The 14,618-nt window shown below is 41.4% G+C and carries 12 protein-coding genes and 1 pseudogene; 12 read left to right on the plus strand and 1 reads right to left on the minus strand.

Going from position 1 to position 14,618, the window contains the following annotated elements:
• Positions 1 to 117: 117 nt before the first annotated feature.
• The 8 genes and pseudogenes from C509_RS0110345 to C509_RS26115 all read left to right on the plus strand — a co-directional run bounded on the left by C509_RS0110345 (position 118) and on the right by C509_RS26115 (position 9,347).
• Positions 118 to 405 carry a hypothetical protein gene (locus tag C509_RS0110345; protein ID WP_169509201.1) on the plus strand — a complete coding sequence of 96 codons (288 nt, stop codon included), beginning with the start codon at positions 118 to 120 and terminating at the stop codon, positions 403 to 405.
• Positions 406 to 440: 35 nt separating this feature from the next.
• Positions 441 to 1,823 (plus strand): LLM class flavin-dependent oxidoreductase, encoded by a 1,383-nt coding sequence (locus C509_RS0110350; protein WP_018706863.1) that lies wholly within the window; start codon positions 441 to 443, stop codon positions 1,821 to 1,823.
• Between the two features lie 225 nt (positions 1,824 to 2,048).
• Positions 2,049 to 3,203, plus strand: coding sequence for an MFS transporter (locus tag C509_RS0110355; protein ID WP_018706864.1), 1,155 nt, complete (start codon positions 2,049 to 2,051; stop codon positions 3,201 to 3,203).
• Positions 3,204 to 3,735: 532 nt separating this feature from the next.
• Positions 3,736 to 4,416 carry a response regulator transcription factor gene (locus tag C509_RS0110360; protein ID WP_018706865.1) on the plus strand — a complete coding sequence of 227 codons (681 nt, stop codon included), beginning with the start codon at positions 3,736 to 3,738 and terminating at the stop codon, positions 4,414 to 4,416.
• A complete protein-coding gene (locus tag C509_RS0110365) occupies positions 4,358 to 5,818 on the plus strand; it encodes a HAMP domain-containing sensor histidine kinase (protein ID WP_245542462.1) in 1,461 nt (486 codons plus the stop codon). Before C509_RS0110360 ends, C509_RS0110365 begins: the two co-directional genes overlap by 59 nt.
• A gap of 125 nt (positions 5,819 to 5,943) precedes the next feature.
• A complete protein-coding gene (locus C509_RS0110370; protein ID WP_018706867.1) occupies positions 5,944 to 7,059 on the plus strand; it encodes a S1C family serine protease in 1,116 nt (371 codons plus the stop codon).
• Positions 7,060 to 7,455: 396 nt separating this feature from the next.
• Positions 7,456 to 8,790 carry a short-chain fatty acid transporter gene (locus C509_RS0110375; RefSeq protein ID WP_018706868.1) on the plus strand — a complete coding sequence of 445 codons (1,335 nt, stop codon included), beginning with the start codon at positions 7,456 to 7,458 and terminating at the stop codon, positions 8,788 to 8,790.
• A gap of 194 nt (positions 8,791 to 8,984) precedes the next feature.
• Positions 8,985 to 9,347, plus strand: a pseudogene (locus tag C509_RS26115) (amidohydrolase family protein).
• A 314-nt stretch (positions 9,348 to 9,661) separates the two neighbouring features.
• On the opposite strand, the gene C509_RS25530 reads toward C509_RS26115, so the two are convergent.
• Positions 9,662 to 9,829, minus strand: coding sequence for an aspartyl-phosphate phosphatase Spo0E family protein (locus C509_RS25530; protein ID WP_018706871.1), 168 nt, complete (start codon positions 9,827 to 9,829; stop codon positions 9,662 to 9,664).
• 444 nt (positions 9,830 to 10,273) lie between these two features.
• On the opposite strand from C509_RS25530, the gene C509_RS23755 reads away from it, so the two are divergent.
• From C509_RS23755 to C509_RS0110415, 4 genes are all read left to right on the plus strand, one after another.
• Positions 10,274 to 10,687 carry a MarR family winged helix-turn-helix transcriptional regulator gene (locus tag C509_RS23755; RefSeq protein ID WP_018706872.1) on the plus strand — a complete coding sequence of 138 codons (414 nt, stop codon included), beginning with the start codon at positions 10,274 to 10,276 and terminating at the stop codon, positions 10,685 to 10,687.
• A 15-nt stretch (positions 10,688 to 10,702) separates the two neighbouring features.
• Entirely contained in the window at positions 10,703 to 11,803 is a 1,101-nt protein-coding gene (locus C509_RS24775; protein WP_018706873.1) for an MFS transporter, read from the plus strand.
• A gap of 291 nt (positions 11,804 to 12,094) precedes the next feature.
• Positions 12,095 to 12,610, plus strand: a complete 516-nt coding sequence (locus tag C509_RS0110405; protein ID WP_018706874.1) for a YbaK/EbsC family protein — start codon at positions 12,095 to 12,097, stop codon at positions 12,608 to 12,610.
• Positions 12,611 to 12,853: 243 nt separating this feature from the next.
• On the plus strand, positions 12,854 to 14,296 hold the full coding sequence (locus tag C509_RS0110415; protein WP_018706876.1) for an APC family permease: 1,443 nt from the start codon (positions 12,854 to 12,856) through the stop codon (positions 14,294 to 14,296).
• Positions 14,297 to 14,618: the final 322 nt, after the last annotated feature.

Raw genomic sequence — 14,618 nt, forward strand, 5'->3', positions numbered from 1 at the left:
GTGGAAGAATAGACTCTATGCCGAAGTAAACAATTTTTTCAAAACCAGAAATATCATGCGAAAGGGCTAAAAACCATTATATTTTAACTTTTTTCTTTCCGATTTGAGGTGATTATGGTGAAAGATGGAGCATATCCAAACAAGGAAATATTCAGTTTACCAGATTTATATTTTTTCAAGTGGTGTGATCTAAAGTATGGGATTAATCGGGGTATCTACAATACAATCGATGCGCTCCTGCATGAAAAAGGTTATACAGATGTGTATGAGAGAAGGTTCATTTTGACCAGGTTTCTTGAACATTCATTGAAGCAGAATCTGTATGACGAAAAGATAAATGCTATAAAGTTTGGACGGGGAAACTTAACAATAAAAGTAAATGAGTTTGTAGAGGAGCACGCCTAGTCATTTATAAAAACATACAAAGGAGAGGATGCTTTATGACCAAAAAAAGAATATATCTTAATGCTTTCGAAATGAATTGTGTCGGACATCAGTCACCCGGCTTATGGAGACATCCAGAAGATCAATCTGAGCGGTATAAAGATCTTAACTATTGGGTTGATCTTGCAAAAACCTTGGAAAAAGGATGCTTCGATGGAATGTTCATTGCAGATGTCATCGGTATTTATGATGTGTATGGCGATGATAAGGCGACGACTCTCAGGGAAGCAACGCAGGTTCCTGTAAATGATCCGATGATGCTTGTTTCGGCGATGGCACATGCTACCGAGCATATAGGGTTCGGTATTACATGCTCAACGACATTCGAACATCCTTATACATTCGCCAGAAGAATGTCGACGTTGGATCATTTGACAAAAGGACGCATCGCGTGGAATATTGTCACTTCCTATTTGGAGAGCGGTACAAAAAATATTGATATTGGGGACAAATTCCAACATAGTGAACGATATGCCATCGCTGATGAGTATATGGAAGTCTGCTATAAACTATGGGAAGGCAGCTGGGAAGAGGATGCGGTCCAAAGGGATAAAGATGGGGGTATCTTTACCGATCCGGATAAGGTACATGGGATAGAACACCATGGAAAATATTTTGATGTACCAGGCATCCATTTATGTGAACCATCGCCCCAAAGGACTCCCGTTTTATATCAAGCGGGCGGATCGCCCACTGGCAGGAAGTTTGCAGCAAAGCATGCGGAATGTACCTTTGTTTCTGGACCGGCCCAAGGCCCGATAGCATCTTATGTCAAGGATTTGAGGAAGCTTGCGGAATATGAAGGCAGAGATCCGGAAAGCATAAAAATATTCGCCTTGATGACGCCAATTGTGGGCCGGACTGAGGAAGAAGCATGGAGGAAATATGATGAGCTTACTAAATATATCAGCTATGATGGAGCATTGGCTTTAGTAGGCGGTTGGACCGGCATCGACTTTTCCGGGTATCATCCTGATGATGAAATAGAATACATTGAAACAAATGCCATAAAGTCATGGTTAAAAATGCTGACTGCGTCAAAGCCTGATAAAAAATGGACAGTTAGGGAACTTGCAAATTTTGTAGGAGTAGGCGGGATGGGGCCCGTAGCTGTCGGCACCCCTGAGCAAATTGCGGATACATTAGAAATGTGGGTGGAAGAAACAGATATTGATGGATTCAATCTCGCATATGCTTTGGCACCTGGAACTTTCAAGGATTTTGTTGAACTTGTCACACCTGAGCTCCAAAGAAGAGGAGTTTTAAAAAAGGAATATGCCGAAGGGACCTTTCGGGAAAAATTATTCGGTAAAGGAAATGCACGTTTACCGGAAGAACATCCTGGAACGGGGTATCGAAGAAATGTTATGCATGTGTGATGGGAGTAGAAAAATCCGGACAATCTCATTTGTTAATTAAGTATATTTTCGTTCAATCGGCTTGATTTCGGAGGCGGCACCTCGGTCGACTAAAATCCATCAGGTTTATTTAATTCTCTACTTTTCGGAAAATACATCAATTCGCCCTTTCAAAACGATTGACTTCGCTATGGCTTACAGATTATATTGTTTCTTATATATCTCCAAATAAGAAGGAGAAGGCATATGAAAAACAATAATATGACTTTAACGATTTTACTTACAAATCTTTTTATAGCCTTTTTAGGAATCGGGCTAGTTATTCCAGTGCTGCCGACCATCATGAACGAATTGAATTTATCGGGATCTGTTGTGGGGAACCTTGTTGCGGCTTTCGCTGTGATGCAGTTGATCACATCCCCGATTGCCGGCCGCTGGGCGGACAAATTTGGACGCAAAAAAATGATTGTTTCCGGTTTGTTCATTTTCAGTCTTTCCGAATTGCTATTCGGGCTTGGCAAAACAGTGGAAGTTCTCTTTGCTTCACGTTTACTTGGTGGTATAAGTGCAGCTTTTATCATGCCTGCTGTTACGGCATTTATTGCGGATATTACAACTATGGAAACGAGACCGAAAGCACTTGGCTATATGTCGGCCGCCATATCGACCGGTTTTATTATCGGGCCCGGACTTGGTGGGTTTTTAGCTGAAATCTCGACGCGCCTTCCGTTCTTTACAGCTGCAGTATTTGCCTTGATAGCAGCAGTTTTATCAATGGTCACTCTTCGCGAGCCAGAGCGGAATATGGAAGAAGCAGCGACGGGTCAAAAAGCCGGAATCAAACGCATTTTTATTCCGATGTATTTCTACGCTTTCCTGATTATTTTAATAACGGCTTTCGGTTTGGCCGCCTTTGAGTCATTGTTTTCCCTGTTTGTCGACCACAAATTCTCCTTTACTCCCAAGGATATCGCAATTGTCATTACGGGAGGGGCCATAGTCGGGGCGGTTGCACAGGTCTTATTTTTCGATCGTTTGACGAAATACCTTGGAGAGATCGGACTGATCCGTTACTGTCTGATCCTTTCAGTCATACTCGTATTTCTCATGACAACAGTCAATTCATATATGCACATCCTTATTGTCACATTTATCATCTTTGTCGGCTTTGATCTGATTCGCCCGGCAGTTACATCCTATTTATCCAAAATTGCCGGCGATGAGCAGGGATTTGTGGGCGGGATGAACTCAATGTTCACAAGCATTGGAAATGTCTTGGGTCCTGTTGTAGGAGGAATCTTATTTGATGTTGATTTAGACTATCCGTTTTATTTTTCAGCGATCTTCTTACTGGTAGGTGTCGTGATTGCATTTGTTTGGAAAAAACCTGCGAATTTATAAGTGCTCCTGTCAAGGCGGCAGGAGCACTTTTCTTATCTAAATCAGAGGGAGAGTTGAGAAGCTAGTTTACGTACACCAAGGGGATTTGTGGGTTGACAGTGTGGGATTTGAACTGACAAGCGGCGCAGAAACAGTAAAACAGTAAATGAAAAAAGTGAAATTGACCTGATTATTCAGTATTCAACAAAGATTACGCCGGAACTTTCAAAGATACTTCTAAATCTATTGTAAATCTATTGGATAAAATGCCAATAAAAACAGATATACAGATTGAAATGAAGGACAGTTCATTTGTCTGAAGGGAAGCAATATTATTTCGAACATCGGATGGTCCGGTGTTGAAAAGAGTTTGAAACAAGTAATTTTGTTGAGTATTTCAATGTTTATTCCCACAAACAGAGGCGTGCCTCTGTTTTGTTATGCAAAATCAAAAAATGCCTTCTCCACAGTTCTTTGACATCTTCCTGACATCTATTCATGATATAGTGAATGGATTAGCAGCTTTATTCTCAAAGGATGTTGGTGGTGGAGAATGAAAACTATATTAATTGTAGAAGATGAATATCCCATCAATCAGGTTCTAAAAGTATATTTAAGAAAAGCGAATTTTGATACCGAGTCTGCTTCAAGCGGGCTAGAAGCATTGGAAAAGTTCGAAATAGCCAAACCCGATCTTGTGCTGTTGGACGTCATGCTTCCGGAATTGAGCGGCTGGGAAGTTTTACAGGAAATCAGAAGAAAGAGCGATTGCCCCGTCATTATGTTGACGGCACTCGGAGATGTGAATTACAGACTGGACGGTTTAAATAAAGGGGCTGATGACTATATTTCCAAGCCGTTTGTGGGGGAGGAGGTTGTTGCAAGGGTGAAAGCAGTGTTGCGAAGGACTGAGAAAAACGGCAATCCGGTCAAACGGTATGGAGGATTGGAGATCGATTTACAGGGCCACCGTGTGGAATTGAATGGGAAATCAATCCAGTTGACGCCCCGGGACTTATCGCTGCTGATTTTTCTTGCAAAGTATCCAAATCAAACGTTCACAAGGGATCAACTGATAGAAAAAGTGTGGGGATGGGAATATGAAGGCAGCGACCGTGCGGTAGACCTATCCATCAAACGATTAAGGAAGTCGCTGAAGGATTGGCCTGCTGAACATGGGGAAATTCGAACACTCCGGGGATTGGGGTATCAGCTTAGTGTCCGGCATGTATAAAAAAAAGATACCGCTGCAACGGTATTGGACAACCAGGTATTTGCTCACTATCTTAATCGGCCTGATCATTATGGCTGTCGTTTCGGCTCTATGGATCCGGCATACGACATTGGAAAATCGGCTGCATATGATGGAGTTTATGGCTGCAGAAACCGCAAACAGGTTGGTGGCCAATGAGGAACCGGTTATTCCTCCATTGAATGAGGTCCCCGGTCTGTTTTCAGAACGTGGACATCTAATGGATATGGAGAGCAGTCCTTCCATCTATATTGCTGACTTAAGAGGAAACGTCCTGGCCAATAATCGCCCGCAAAGTTCTTTAAAACAGTTTGATTTATCCTTACTTAATCATTCGAAAGAAGTGATAAAACTTTCGGAAGGAAAAGAGCACGAGCCTTTTTATGTTGTGAAGAAGCCGATAGAGTTTGATTCTGTATCACTTGGATGGGTTGTGATCACTGAGACGGAAGCCAACCTGACAAAAGTGAATCAAGAATATCAGCAGCTTACCATCATGATTGTCACTCTTGCTCTCCTTGGCTGGGGAGCCGTCTATATTTTATCAAGGAAATTATCCAAACCGATCAAAGAAGTATCAAAAGCTGCCGAACAGGTACGGAAAGGCAATTATGAAGTAGATCTTCCAAGTGATGCAAAGGCGGAAGAAGTGGATGAATTGATCCATTCTTTTAAAGAAATGTCCCAGCAGCTGCAAAGGCTTGAAACGATCCGTACAGAATTGCTTGCAGGGGTTACCCACGAATTGAAGACGCCTGTCACTTCAATTAGCGGACTTTTGCAGGCTATTGATGAGGAGGTCGTAAACGGGGAAGAGGCAAGGGAGTTTTTGAAAATTACTTTAAAAGAAACGGCAAAAATGAGAACAATGGTGGAAGATTTATTGGCTTTCAATTCGTTTGCGGCCAACGCTGTTCCTTTAAAGATGGAAAAACATTCAATCAATAAGCTTGTAACAGATTCGGTGTACCAATGGGAGGCTGGGCAGACGGTTGACGGGCTGACTGTTGAAGTGAAATTGTTTCATAATGACGCTATTATCCATGTTGATGCTGTACGACTGCAGCAAATCATGACAAACCTTTTGAATAACGCCAAGCAGTCAATTGTTCCCCCGGGAAAAATCGAAGTTGGAATCACGGAATCTGCAGAAACACTTCAGATTGATATCAGGGATACTGGTGAAGGGATTCCAAAAGAAGAGCAGACGCTTATTTTTGAACGGTTTTATCGAGGCCATGGGAAAAAATATAAAGTTGGAGGCCTTGGACTAGGACTCCCTTTCAGCAAAATGATGGCACAGGCAATGAATGGAGATTTAGAGTTGATTGAAAGTACACCTTTGGGGACTGTCTTCCGGATCAGACTTCCGAAAATAGATTAGGTTTTTGATGTTACTGCCGTTTTTGCGGCAGTTTTTTTTATGTGAAAAAGTTTACCTGACATCTGTCTGACACACTGACCTTTTATAGTTACATATAAGAAGCAATGATGGAAGGGTGAGAAAGTATGTTCAAGCGGTTTTTATCCATGTTCACCGCGGCAGTTATGGGGGCGGCCATCACGTTAGCGTCAGTCCAATATTTTGGTTCAGCCAACCAGACGGATCCGCCGGACGAAACTGCAACAAATACCAATGCGCAAAAGGTTGCGGCGAGTTCGAATTCAATTGCTGACATCGTTGAGCAGTCATCCAAAGCAATTGTCGGTGTTGTCAATAAGAAAAATCAAACGGACAGGTTCCAACTTTCAAAGGCGGTAACCTCAGGAACAGGATCTGGGGTCATTTATAAAAAAACGGAAAAAGAAGTTTTTATCTTGACAAACAACCATGTGATTGAAGGAGCCTCGCAAATCAGCATTTCTCTATATAATGGAAAGGAAGTCGAAGCGGAATTAATTGGAACGGATGCCTTAACAGATATTGCAGTATTAAGAATTAAAGGCAATTATGATATTACGCCACTTCAGATTGGTGATTCTACCAAGCTTCGTGCTGGAGATCGAGTCATTGCCATCGGAAACCCGCTGGGACTTGACTTGTCAAGGACAGTAACGCAGGGGATTGTCAGTGCGGTCAATCGTACGATTGAAGTCACAACTTCAGCGGGTGATTGGGATCTTGATGTCATCCAGACGGATGCCGCAATCAATCCGGGGAACAGCGGAGGAGCATTGATTAATGACTCTGGAGAGCTTGTTGGGATTAACAGTTTGAAAATTTCGGAGAACGGTGTTGAAGGATTGGGATTTGCCATCCCGATTAATGAAGTTACAACGATTGCTGAAGAAATCATTAAAAACGGCCAGGTGGTCCGGCCATATTTGGGAGTGAGTGTTGTCAGCCTGGATAAAATCCCACCCGTTTATTTACAGGGTCTACCAGAAACGGTAACAGAAGGAGTCATGGTTGCTTCCATTGATGAAAATTCGGAAATCGCAAAAGCTGGGTTAAGAGTCCAGGACGTTATCGTATCCATCAATGGAAAGTCCATTAAAGATGAAGGCGGCCTTCGGAAATTTTTATATACAAAGCTTTCCGTTGGTGATCAGGTTACGGTGAAGGTTTACCGTAAAGGTGAAAAAAAGACTTTTACCGTGAAACTGGAAAGCAATAAAACGTAAAAGAGAAACCAGGAGATGGAACATTCTCCTGGTTTCTTATATTTAAGAAAGCAAAGTTTGAAATTTGTAAATGCTGTTCAATGGTCCGAAGGGGTATTTTGATTCACATTATATAAAAAATAGGGTTTTAATATTTCGTTTCTCTTTGAATCGAAGTCACAAGATTCTTGGGAATAGGCAAACTTGATGGGCAGTAGGTATACTGTCCACAGCGTTTTTCCTTATATACCAAGCTTCACTGCAGAACCCGGTGAACGGCAAGCTAATGGAAAGTCGTTTGACTCATTCCATGTGCTCAAAAATTAAATTATTTCGTTTATTCTATTAATTTTATACCGTTATATTGTTTGTCTTTACTGAATAATGTTGTAAAAAGCAGTAATGAAAAAGGAGGGGATGATCATCTTAAAATCACTCACTAACTTTTTCGACCGAATGGTGCAGAGGTTTTTGCCGGATGCTTTTTTGTTTGCTGTCATATTAACGCTTGTCGTCTTTTTAATGGGAATTCTTTTTACAGGCAGTACACCTATTCAAATGGTCGAATACTGGGGGAATGGTTTTTGGGATTTGCTGGCTTTTGCCATGCAGATGTCACTGATTGTTGTGACAGGTTATGTTTTAGCAAACACGCCCATTATTAAAAAAGGATTAGTGGTAATAAGCGCGCTCGCCAAAACTCCTGCACGAGCGATTATGTTAGTCACATTTACCGCTACAGTCGCTTCTTTAATTAACTATGGATTTGGACTTGTCGTTGGTGCTTTAATTGCCATTCAAGTTGCCAAACGGGTCCCGTCTCTTGACTATCGTTTATTGGTCGCGAGTGCATATAGCGGATTTTTAGTATGGCATGGGGGTTTATCAGGATCGATTCCGTTACTTATTGCAACTCCCGATCATTTTTTGGAAGAGACGATAGGGACCATTTCAGTTACAGAAACGATATTTAGCGGCTTTAACTTGTTTATTGTATTTGTATTGTTAATCTCCTTGCCGCTTCTAAACCGTTTGATGCTGAAATCAAGAGAAGGTTTGGAAGTTACCCATCCCAAGAACTGGGAAGCTGGTTCTATTGAGGAAACAGTGGAGGAGCCAGCGGAAAATTTGACCCCGTCAGACAGATTGGAGAATAGCCAAATTATATCGATATTAATCGGCTTGTTCGGAATCGCTTATATTGTTTATCATTTTGTAACGAATGGTTTTGACTTAAATATTAATATCGTGAACTTTATTATGCTCTTCTTAGGAATTATTTTACATCGGACCCCGCGACGGTTTTTGGTCAGTGTTAATGATGCCGTTAAAAATGTTGGCGGCATTATCGTGCAGTTTCCGTTTTATGCAGGGATTATGGGGATGATGGTTGCTTCAGGGTTATCTGAAAGTATGTCATTATGGTTTGTCAACATTTCCACTGAATTCACTTATCCACTATTTACATTTATCAGTGCAGGTATTGTTAACTTTTTTGTACCATCTGGCGGTGGTCAATGGGCTGTGCAAGGTCCCATTATGATACCAGCAGGAATTGAAATCGGTGTTGATTCGGCAAAGACAGCTATGGCAGTCGCGTGGGGAGATGCTTGGACCAATATGATCCAGCCGTTTTGGGCATTGCCATTGCTCGCGATCGCTGGGCTTAGAGTGCGAGACATCATGGGTTTTTGCGTCATCATTTTAATTTACAGCTTTTTCCCAATAGCAATAGGTCTATTATTCTTATAATAAAACCCCAATTTGAAGTGATTTATGAAATTAGACAGTTATTCATCAGGCGTGAACCCGATATTGTATTGGGCTCATGCCTTTTTATTTTGCCTTATTCCGGTTCTTGTTCTAGGTAAAATATCTATCCATTATGAACTGGAAAAGGCGATAATGGAGAGGATCACGCCCTTGCCATGTATCCGACACGAGAAATGTGGGATAAAGGAATAACCATCGCCAGTGCCAGTGACCACCCTCCTACCCCGGACTATCGACCAATGAACGCGATAGAAACTAGGGTTACTAGAAACAGGCCTTATCCGCAAGAACAAGATACTGATATGGTTCATAATGCTGAGCAGGCTCTTACTGTAGAGGAAATGCTGCAGTCATACACAAAAAATGTTGCTTATCAAATTTTCCGCGAAGAGGACTAGGGTTCCCTAATGGTTGGAAAGAAGGCAGATATGGTAGTTCTTGGTGAGGATATCACCAAAGTAGACCCTAAAGATATTTCTGAAACTTCAATTGCTTATACGATTGTTGATGGGAAGGTTGTATATAAAGCGAAATGAAAGCCGTACCATAAAAACAACAAATCCGAAACTAAAAATAAATGTATGGATACTTACCAGTGTTTAAGCTTTGATTCTTACGAAATAAAATTTTAAAAAGGACTGCCTGCAAGATTAGGCTAGTCCCTTTTTTCCTGTTTTTGTTTTTATTTCAGCCGGTGATGCATTTAATAAGTTTTTCATGCAATGCAATAATGAAGTGTTTTAATCGATATTGGTTAATTTTTCGTTGATATGTATCATTATTTCAATCCTAAAGAATTCGGTTTCTATGTCAAAGGTTCACAGGAGGGACATCAGGTGAATGGATTCTATTAAGTCAATTGATATTTATTTAAAATCAAATCTAATTTTTGACTTAATTCGATCGTCTTTTTATTATTTAATCCTTTGGTAGTGCCGTTGATAATCATTTCTCTCCTCAAATAATGGATCTCATCCAGCAATGTTTGCTTTATTTTATTGTTTGGCATTTTCTCCATCTCATTAATTCTCCTTTGTAGTTTTAATTAACTGTGCAGCTGGGGAATTTGATGAAGAAGCTACACAGGAAAACCAAGAATAAATGGAGATAAAAAGTAGAGGAAGGGTCCCTCCCGGCATCATTAGGATAAATTGATTATACCATATGTTGTTGTGTGTAATCTACACATATACAATATATAGTTGAAAATATTTGGAAAAAAGGAGATTTATTGTAAGGGGTTTCGAGGTTTCAATAGGATTACAATAAACCTGGGACCATTAATACAATCTATGAGACACCCCAGTAATTCAAGGAAAATTTCTGTGATGTAAAATTAAGTGAAAAGGTCTCCGATGCGAGGCCTTTTGCATGTTTTCCAATAGTGGGCTGGACAATTATAAAGGAAATCCTGTATAATTTTATTTAGTTTCACGAAATAATTAATTAGGGAGAATGTTAAATGGAGCCTCACAGGCAGTTTTTTTGGGAGTATGCAGTGATGTATCGCCCATATATTAATCAATTAAATGAGCAATTGTCTCCTTTCCGTCTGTCAGTTCCCTTATGGTCCATCATGCATTTGTTGTTTCATGATGGACCTCATACAATTGGCGGCATCTCAAATCGGCAAAATGTCGAGAAGCCAACAATAACTAAAATGGTGCAGAGGCTGGTGGAGCTTGATATCGTTGAGGCTCAGCCCGGGAGTGACAGGAGGACAAGGATTATTCAATTGACAGACCATGGAACAGAAGTTTTCGGGCAAGTTCGGGAAAAAATCAGCAGCTATCAGGAATCTTTAGTGAAAGACATATCTGAAAAGGAACTACGGTCAGCTGCCCTTGTTTTACGCAAAATTTCCCGTCATTTTTAATAAAAGGATGGTTTGATGCAAAAAGAAAAACTTTGGACAAAGGATTTCATATCCATATCGGTAGTGAACTTTGTAATGATGCTGTCAATGTACTTATTGCTTGTAATTATGGCAACGTATGCGACTGAACATTACGATGCCTCCGCCAGTACAGCGGGATTGGTTGCAAGTATCTTTATTTTGGGTGCTTTAACTGGACGTTTATATGCAGGAAAACAAATTGAACGTCTGGGAAGTAAAAAAATGTTAATTGCTGGAATTGTTTTCTTCGTTATTATCACAGTTGGCTATTTCATTTCCGCTGGTATTTATTTCTTGGTCCTTATCCGTTTTTTACATGGAATTGGAGTTGGCCTGGCAACAACGGCAACCGGTACGATTGTAGCGCAAATCATACCGCGAAGCAGAAACGGGGAAGGCATTGGCTACTTTAGTTTAAGTGTAGTATTGGCAACTGCTATCGGCCCATTCGTGGGGCTTACTCTAATCAAATATTCAGGTTATACGAGCGTTTTTATCTTTTCTCTTCTTATGGGGATTATCAGCTTCATCATTGCGCTTCCAGTTAAAGCGCCAAGTGTTGAAAACGCAGCAAGCCCTGACACTAGAGGATTCAAGCTTTCAAACTTTTTAGAGATGCGGGCATTACCCATCTCTCTGGTTATGTTGATTGTGGGCCTGGCTTATTCAGGAATCCTGTCTTTTATCACTTCCTACGCCAAAGAAATGAACTTGATGGCAGCAAGCAGCTACTATTTTCTTGTTTATGCCGTCATTGTTTTTATTTCACGGCCATTTACCGGTAGACTGATGGATGGTAAAGGCGGTAATAGCGTTGCCTATCCCGCATTGATTTTATTTGCGATTGGAATGTTCATACTCAGTGAAGCTAACACCAATTTTTCCTTTTTACTAGCGGCCGCGATCATTGGATTGGGTTACGGCAATTTCCAATCATGCACTCAGGCCCTGGCTATTAAAGTGACACCCCCACATCGGATGGGATTGGCCAATTCAACGTATTTCATCTGTATGGATCTAGGTCTTGGACTTGGGCCTTTCGCATTGGGATATCTCGTTCCAATCCTTGGATTTAAAGGTTTATATTCCTCATAGATCATAGTAATTCTGGCTGGGATCGCTGCTTATTATCTATTGCACGGAAGAAAGGATAAGGAAAACTCTCCGTCATTTAATCCGGCCAGCTCCAAGTAACTGCAAGCATTCTCGGAATTTGATCAGTTCCGCGAATGCTTTTTTAATTAAAACAATGATAAACTGGTGATACGTAAAATCAATGAATAGGTGTACAGGTGTCGGAAGTAAAAGGGACTTGGTTGATTAGGCGATGAATACCTAATTAATAGCTTTATGGAGTAATCAAAAGAAGAGAAGAAGGTGAATGACATGTCATTGGAAAGTGTAAAAACTCATTTAGAACAATGGAACCGGCAAAATGATGTAATGGAGTTCGAAACAACTAGTGCGACAGTCGATCAAGCAGCTGAAGCAATCGGCGTTACCCCTGCGCGGATAGCCAAAACGCTCTCTTTCAGAGCAGAAGAGGATCAGGCAATCCTGATTGTTGCTGCGGGAGATACCAAGATTGATAATAAGAAGTTTCGTCACCTATTCAATTTCAAAGCCCGTATGCTTTCCCCGGAAGAAGTATTGGCACAGACAGGACATGCCGTTGGCGGTGTTTGCCCATTTGGACTGGCCAATGATTTAAAGGTATATTTGGATATTTCACTGAAGCGCTTTGACACAGTCTTTCCTGCGTGCGGCAGTACAAATTCGGCCATTGAACTGACTTGCGATGAATTATATGAATACTCGTCCGCTATTACATGGGTGGATGTCTGCAAAGGCTGGGAAGAGGAAAAACAGGCGGAGGAAGCGGCTATTGGCCGTCAATCTTGATAAAAATGGAGGTTTCCCATTCACTGAGATGGGAAATTTCTACTTTAGAAGGGAAGCAGCCGGTTCATTTATAAAATGGGGTTATCTATATCAACTATTTGAATATTGACTGTTTATTTAACATTTGGTAAATTTAAACTGACTTGTTGGGACTTTTGTTATGGCCAGTTGTTGGCGGGTGCCCCGCAAGTTTTTATTTTTAAAAAACATTTATGTAAACGCATACAAAGGAGGGGGTTGGGGATGAAAGAGGAACAAAGATTTATAAAAACTCTTGGGAACAGAGATGTCCTTTCGTTGGCCTTCGGTGCCATGATCGGGTGGGGCTGGGTGGTCACAGCTGGGCTTTGGATTACGGAAGCTGGTTCTTTAGGTGCTATTCTTGCCTTTTTGATCGGCGGGATGCTTGTCGTTTTTGTAGGACTTACCTATGCAGAACTGGCTGCGGCTCTTCCATTGGCGGGAGGGGAGCTGATATACAGCTTTAAAGCAATGGGCAGAATCGCTTCGTTTGTCACCACTTGGGCTATCATACTTGGATATGTATCCGTTGTAGCGTTTGAAGCGGTGGCACTTCCGACTGTTTTTGAATACTTGATTCCTGGGTATAGCAAAGGCCATTTATATACGATTGCCGATTGGGATGTCACGATCACCTGGGCAGGAGTTGGAATTATAGGATCTATTATTATTGCCTGGATCAATTACCGCGGAATCAAGTTTTCAACCATCATAAACTTTATTTTGACCTTATTGATTATTATTGCCGGCATATTACTAATTACAGGAAGTACGATCTCCGGGAATATGGAGAATATGCAGCCTTTATTTGAAAAAGGAATGGGAGGGCTTTTAACGGTTGTAATCATGACGCCATTCATGTTTGTCGGATTTGACGTCATTCCTCAGGCAGCGGAGGAAATCAACCTTCCTCCAAAAAGGATAGGCTCTCTTTTAATCTTTTCAGTCTTTTTGGCCATCCTCTGGTATGTTTCCGTCATCTTTGGAGTGTCCAGGGTGTTGAATCCGTCTGAAATCGCAGGTTCCAATCTGGTCACTGCTGATGCGATGGCCAAAGCATTTGGCGGCAGCCAATTGATGGGGAATATTCTGGTGCTGGGAGGAATCGGTGGTATTCTGACAAGCTGGATCGGTTTCTATGTCGGAGGAAGCCGCGCCATTTATGCGCTTGCAAAAGCGGGAATGCTTCCAAAGTCACTGGGCGAGCTGCATCCAAAATATAACACACCACATAAAGCGATACTCCTTATAGCTATACTATCTACGGCTGCTCCTCTTCTGGGGCGTCCAGCTCTTGTGTGGTTTGTTGATGCTGGAGGATTTGGCCTTGTCATCGCTTGGTTCATGGTTTCAGCATCTTTTATCATTTTGCGAAAAAAAGAACCGGGAATGGCACGCCCATTCCGTCTTCAGGGCGGTACTTCTATCGGGTGGATTGCGGTGGTTATGTCCATCGGCGTAGGCATTTTATATTTACCGGGCATGCCATCGGCCTTGGTCTGGCCATATGAGTGGCTGATCGTATTTGCATGGACCATTTTGGGGATCGCTTTCTATAAGATGTCCGTATCTAAGTATGGTAAGGAATTCGCGGATCAGCATTTGAATGGTGAAATTGCGCGTGTTGTAAATTATGAGAATACGGAAGAACAGCAGGCACGGTAGAAAGACTTAAAGTTGAAGTAATAGAGAATATTCATGAAGATACGGACCAAGCGGTCGTTTATGTAGTGAACAATGGCATTGAGGCATGCGGAGGTGAACTTTGGTTTAGCGGCTGTGCATGAACTAATGATATGGCAGAGATTCCGTGCGCTATCGGCTATGATACGAAAGACGGGTACTCAAGGGAGTCGAAAAGGCTAAGGAATATTTTAGGAAAAAGCATAAATAAGCGTTATTAATAATAAGCAGGAATAAAAATTGGTTTCAGATCACCAATTTTTCATTCCTGTTTTTGTATGTATATAATTTGAACTAGACATCG

It is taken from the genome of Siminovitchia fordii DSM 16014 = CIP 108821 (assembly GCF_000374565.1).
In the GTDB taxonomy this organism is placed as follows: domain Bacteria; phylum Bacillota; class Bacilli; order Bacillales; family Bacillaceae_C; genus Siminovitchia; species Siminovitchia fordii.

What these genes read in the sequence shown, in the direction of transcription:
- C509_RS0110370 (WP_018706867.1), top strand. Translation starts at nt 5,944, where the DNA reads ATGTTCAAGCGGTTTTTATCCATGTTCACCGCGGCAGTTATGGGGGCG.
- C509_RS0110375 (WP_018706868.1), top strand. Translation starts at nt 7,456, where the DNA reads ATGATCATCTTAAAATCACTCACTAACTTTTTCGACCGAATGGTGCAG.
- C509_RS0110360 (WP_018706865.1), top strand. Translation starts at nt 3,736, where the DNA reads ATGAAAACTATATTAATTGTAGAAGATGAATATCCCATCAATCAGGTT.
- C509_RS25530 (WP_018706871.1), bottom strand. Translation starts at nt 9,829, where the DNA reads ATGGAGAAAATGCCAAACAATAAAATAAAGCAAACATTGCTGGATGAG.
- C509_RS0110350 (WP_018706863.1), top strand. Translation starts at nt 441, where the DNA reads ATGACCAAAAAAAGAATATATCTTAATGCTTTCGAAATGAATTGTGTC.
- C509_RS0110415 (WP_018706876.1), top strand. Translation starts at nt 12,854, where the DNA reads ATGAAAGAGGAACAAAGATTTATAAAAACTCTTGGGAACAGAGATGTC.
- C509_RS0110355 (WP_018706864.1), top strand. Translation starts at nt 2,049, where the DNA reads ATGAAAAACAATAATATGACTTTAACGATTTTACTTACAAATCTTTTT.
- C509_RS24775 (WP_018706873.1), top strand. Translation starts at nt 10,703, where the DNA reads ATGCAAAAAGAAAAACTTTGGACAAAGGATTTCATATCCATATCGGTA.
- C509_RS0110405 (WP_018706874.1), top strand. Translation starts at nt 12,095, where the DNA reads ATGTCATTGGAAAGTGTAAAAACTCATTTAGAACAATGGAACCGGCAA.
- C509_RS0110365 (WP_245542462.1), top strand. Translation starts at nt 4,358, where the DNA reads ATGGGGAAATTCGAACACTCCGGGGATTGGGGTATCAGCTTAGTGTCC.
- C509_RS23755 (WP_018706872.1), top strand. Translation starts at nt 10,274, where the DNA reads ATGGAGCCTCACAGGCAGTTTTTTTGGGAGTATGCAGTGATGTATCGC.